The sequence below is a fragment of the Mesorhizobium sp. M7A.F.Ca.CA.002.04.1.1 genome, assembly GCF_004022805.1.
Taxonomy (GTDB): domain Bacteria; phylum Pseudomonadota; class Alphaproteobacteria; order Rhizobiales; family Rhizobiaceae; genus Mesorhizobium; species Mesorhizobium ciceri.
This window is the reverse complement of sequence record NZ_RZPL01000404.1, coordinates 1-5,103: the sequence shown is the minus strand read 5'-3', so window position 1 is coordinate 5,103 and position 5,103 is coordinate 1. Positions and strand designations below refer to the sequence as shown.

The window sequence follows — 5,103 nt, the reverse complement described above, 5'->3', positions numbered from 1 at the left end:
GCCCTGGAAAACGCCGGCAAAGGTCGGCACGAGCGGATCGTTGCAGAAGGAGAAACGCTGCGCCGGCTTGCCGGTCGCCGGGTCGGTTACCGGCTGCTTGGGCAAGACACCAAGCCACTGGCCGTAGCGGACGAAGAAGTTCTGCCGGTAGCCATGGTTGACCAGCCAGCTCTCGAGCTGCTCGGCCGACGTATGCATTTCGGTCTGGCTGATCGCCAGCTTCTTCAGATTGGGTTCGAGGTTGATCAGGAAGAAGACGACCATGGTCAGGCACAGCATCGTCAATGCCATGGTGCCAAGACGCCTGATAACGAAGGAAAGCATGGCGGCCCCCTGCCGATGGGTTGGGGTTTGAGCCGGCTATGAAAGCCAACCCTGCCGTGACCGGCGGGGCTGGCTGTCAAACAGGCCTTCGGATGCGATCAACCCTGTTTTTGTTGCATGGCCTTGCCCGCGAGTCCGCAACTTTTTTGAGAATGTGCGGACCAGCAGGGACGGACAATGCAAAGAGCGAGGGAAGGGAGCGAGCCCCTTCCCTCCATGTCGATGCGATATCAAGCCTGGTCGAGCCAGACCTTGCCGTAGTCGCGCTCGAAGGTCGGGTGCATCTTGTAGTTCTGCACCGCCTTCACCGAGTGGCTGTAGAGCTTGCGCCAGTACGGCTGGATCATGATGCCGGAATCCTGCAGTATCTGCTCGATGTCCTTCATCATGTCCTTGCGCTTGGCGGCGTCGGCAACGGCGAGCGCCGCATTGAGCTTGGCATCCCAGTCCGGATTCGACCAGCCGGCCTCGTTCCAGGCCTCGCCGGTGCGATAGGCGATGGCCAGAACCTGGACGCCGAGCGGACGCATGTTCCAGTTGGTCATCGACAGCGGATACTTCGTCCAGTCGTTCCAGAACGTGGAACCCGGCAGAACGGTGCGCTTCACCTTGATGCCGGCGTCGCGCAGCTGGGCGGCGATCGCATCGCCGGTGTTCTTATGCCAGTCTTCGTCGACGGTGATCAGCTCGTGTTCGAAGTCGGCTTGGCCGGCTTCCGCCATCAGCGCCTTCGCCTTGGCCGGATCACGGGCAACCTTGGGCAGCTCGTAATATTCCGGATGGATCGAGCAGACATGGTGGTTTTCGGCGACCGAGCCGGCATTGCCGTAGCCGAGCTGCAAGACGACATTGTTGTCGACCGCAAGCTGCAGCGCGTTGCGCACCTTCTGGTCGCCATAGGGCTTGTTGTTGACGTTGGTGCGGCAGACGATGGTCGACGCGGTGACGATTTCCGACTTCACCAGGTCCATGCCGTCGAGGATCGACACATAGTCGGCCGAAGTCTCGAAGTTGGTGTGCACTTCGCCGGCCTCGAAAGCGCTGACCATGGCTGCCGGATCGGTGCCGTAGTCGATGAATTCCAGGCCATCGAGGAACACTTCGCCGTCCCACCACTTGTCATCGGTGCGGCGCTTGTAGACCACCTTCTGACCGACATCGTAGGAGACGAGTTCGAACGGACCGGTGCCGATCGGGCAGGCCTTGAAGTCGCCGCCCTTCTCATCGAAGGTCTTGTGGACGATCAGCCCGGGATAGTCGCACATGTTCGGAATCAGCGCGATGTCCGGCTTGCTGAGCTTAAGCACGACCGTGTGGTCGTCCGGCTTGGTCACGGCGCTCTCGTCGAGCTTGTCGTCCTTGACCAGCGAGCCGAGACGGCCGGGCATGGAATTGCCTTCGGCTTTCTTGTCAGCCCAGCGCTTCAGGTTGAAGATGACGTCATCGGCGGTGAAGGCATCGCCATTCGACCAGGTGACGCCCTTGCGCACATGCAGCGTATACTGCGTGGCGTCGTCGTTGACGTCCCAGCTTTCCAGCAGATAGGGGCGAAACGTGTATTCGGAGGTGTACTTGACCAGCGGCTCGAGCGCCTGGCGCTCGGCATTGGCGATTTCCGACCAGTCGGCCTTGCGCGGGTCCTTGGGATCTTTGATCCACTGGGCGATCTTCAGCGTGCCGCCCTTCTTGCCCTTTACCTCTTCGGCCTTCGCCGGCGTCGGATCGGCGAGGCCGAGCAAGCCGTAAGCCATTGCCGTCGATGCGCCGAAGACGCTGGCCATGGCCAGGAATTCGCGGCGGTCCACCTTGCCTGCCTTGGCTTCTTCGGCCATGGCCAGGATGTGATCCGGAACGCGATCGCCATTACTCTTATAAATTGTCATGACTTAACTCCCATTGTTGGCTTTCCGCCTTTTAACATTCCGCATCCAGGCCATGATGTCAAAGACGGCGTGGATTGAGAACATGTTAGGGAATGTGCAACTTTGAAAGGGGAGCGGTTCGCGTGATAACGACAGTCTTGGCGCAAATTTGCTACTGTCCGACGGATTCTTCTGGAATCGCGATAGTCGATTAAACTGAGACATTTACTCTGGCCCGCACAGCACCAGAATCGATCCACCATGAGGCCAAAAGCCCCGCCGGACTGTCAGTATTCCTTCTCGTAGAAGATGCCGCCCTTGGCTTCGCCGGCATCGTTGGCCTCGCCGCGCAGCTTGACGCCGCGCCCGACATTGAGGTCGATCGTCGCCTTGCCCGAGCCAGGCTTGTCGCCCTTCTGGATGGTGACATAGGTGCGGTCGTTGAGGTATTTGCCGGCCGAAACCGCCGTGCCGCCCTGGTCGTCGGTGGTGACGTCGAGATCGTCGACGCCAATTGCGCTGCGCAGGTTTTCCAGCAGCGACGTCGAGCCGCCGACGCCGGCCAGCTGCCCCGCCGCTTCGGCGAGCTGGGCGATCTGCAGCGGCGACAGGTTCGACATCGAGCGGCCGAAGATCAATTGCGCCAGCACCTCATCCTCGGGCAGCGCCGGCACCGAGGAGAAGGTGAACTTCGGATTGGTCGCTTCGCCCGACACCACGATGGTGACGGTGGCGCTGGTCGTCGTCGTGGTCGCCGTCAAATTGAGATAGGGCACCAGCGAGCCGGAAAACCCGACCGTGCCTTCGGTGAAGGTCAGCCGCTTGCCGAGGATCGACAGTCGTCCGCGCTGCAAGGTGAAGGTGCCGACCGCTTGCGGCGACGAGGCCGGGCCGGTCAGCTTCAGCGAGCCGCCAAGTTCGGCATCAACGCCCCTGCCCTGGATGAAGATCTGATTCGGCGCGTTGACCGTGACATCGAGCGCAAGGCCGCTACCGCCGCCCTTGCCGCTGGTCGTCGGCGGCCGCAGCGCCTTGTCCTGCGCCTTGACCGCGCCCGGCGCGTTCTTGTGCTTGACGTCGAGCGCCGCCAGCGAGCCCGGCAATTTGTCGGGAACGGTGATCACCGTCTTGGCGAGATTGACGGTACCGGCGATGACCGGTGCGGAGGTCAGCGGTCCCTTGATCGTCAGGTCGCCGCCGAGATTGGCGGTCACCACCCTGCCGTCCGTATAGCGGCCGTCGACCAGCTTGATCGACAGGTCGGCCGGGAAACCCTGCGCCGGGTTGATGCCGACCGTGCCGCTGGCCGACAGGCTGCCGCGCGTCGACAGCGTTCCGGTCAGCCGGTTGATCCTGGCGACGCCGCCGGCAATCGAGACATCGGCGGCGAGATCGTTGACGGCGAGGCCGGAGCGCGCATCGACAAGGCGCGCACCCGAGGTGCTGATGCTGCCGCCGAGGACGGGCGATGTCGCGGGACCGCGCACCTGCACGTTGACATTGGCGGTTCCAGACAAAGACAGACCCTGCGCGGCCAGCTTCTGGCTGAGCAGGCCGAACGGCACGACGCCATTGAAGTCGAGCACCAGTGACGGCGTGCCGGCCGTTGTCACGGTGCCGCCGCCCTTGAGGCCAAGGCCGGCGCCATCGCCGACATTGGCATTGAAGGTCAGCTTGTTGCCGCCGAAGGTGCCCGACGAGGAGACACTCACCGCACCGACACCGGCACCGCGCGTCTGCGAGGTCCGCACGCCGGCCGCGTCGAGGTTGAAGACAATGGCGGGGTTCGCCGGCGCACCCGTCACCTTGACCGTGCCTGAGATCGAACCGGCGGCGTCGAGCCCCGGCGAGAAACTGTTGGCGAGCGACATCGGCACCCGCGCCAGCGTCGCATTGATGTCGAGCGCCGTGCCGACCTTGCCGGTCACCGTCGCCGTCCCACCGCCAAGGTTGAGCACGAGCCGGTCCAGCGTCGTTGTGCCGTTGGCAATGCTGACGGTCGAGGCCTGGGCGATGGCCGTCTTGATGCCCTGGACAGTCGCCTGGCCGGAGGCAAGCTCGATGGTCGTCGTGCCGTTGGCCACTTTCACCCGGCCGGCGGCCTGTGCCGGAATGCCCTTGACGGTTGCGCCGCCGGAGAAGCCGGTCCAGTCGCCGTCGCGCTTCAAGTCGACATCGATGCCGCTGATCACGGTGCCGCCCGACGTGACGGTGTCGGCGCGGATCTTTCCGGAGATCACGGGCGCCGCCAGATAGTTGGCGACCAGCGCATCGATCGAGACGGCTTTCGCCTGCAGGTCGCCGCGCGTAATCGATGCTGTCGCCGCCTTGATTGCGACCTGTGGCGCATTGCCGTTCTTCGAAAAGGCGATCGTGCCGCGCACATCGCCTTCGGCCTTCTCCAGGGCAAGTGCTGCCAGCGGGCCGATATCGGGCAGGTCGAGCGCGATGGTGCCGACCGGCACGAACTTTTCATCCAGCGCCAGATCGCCGGAAATCCTGTTCTTGCCGAGCGACAGCAGCAGGCCATTGATGGCGCTCTTGCCGTCCGCCGTCGCCAGCACGGCACTACCTTGCAGCGCCTGGCCGGCGACATTGCCGGTCAGCTGCACATTCGCCGCCGGATTGGCGGCATCGGCCTTGCCGGTGGCGGTCAGCTTCAGCCCGGTGATCTCTCGCGCCGCCACGAGAAGGCGGTCGCTGTCGATGGTCAACGACAGGTCCGGCGCCGCGGCCGGGCCCTGCGCGTTCAACGCAAAAGCGATGGCGCCCTTGGCGTCTTTCGACAGCAGCGAGATATCGCTCAGCGCACCCTTGATGTCGGCGGCCACCTTGTTGTCGGCAAGGCTGGCTTGCCCGTCTGCGGTCAGCGCGCCCGAGGTCAGCTTCAATCCGCCTATAGCGATACTGCCGTTGG

The 5,103-nt window shown here is 63.6% G+C and carries 2 protein-coding genes and 1 pseudogene; all 3 read right to left on the bottom strand.

Annotated elements, in window-relative coordinates; all coding sequences use genetic code 11:
- Window positions 1-324, bottom strand: a pseudogene (locus tag ENZ75_RS20195) (ABC transporter permease); the annotation flags it as partial.
- A 230-nt stretch (window positions 325-554) separates the two neighbouring features.
- Window positions 555-2,207: an ABC transporter substrate-binding protein gene (locus ENZ75_RS20190; RefSeq protein WP_013530882.1), complete on the bottom strand. Its 1,653-nt coding sequence runs from the start codon at window positions 2,205-2,207 to the stop codon at window positions 555-557.
- Between the two features lie 266 nt (window positions 2,208-2,473).
- On the bottom strand, window positions 2,474-5,103 hold a 2,630-nt coding region (locus tag ENZ75_RS20185), incomplete at its 5' end, for a translocation/assembly module TamB domain-containing protein (RefSeq protein ID WP_206617068.1).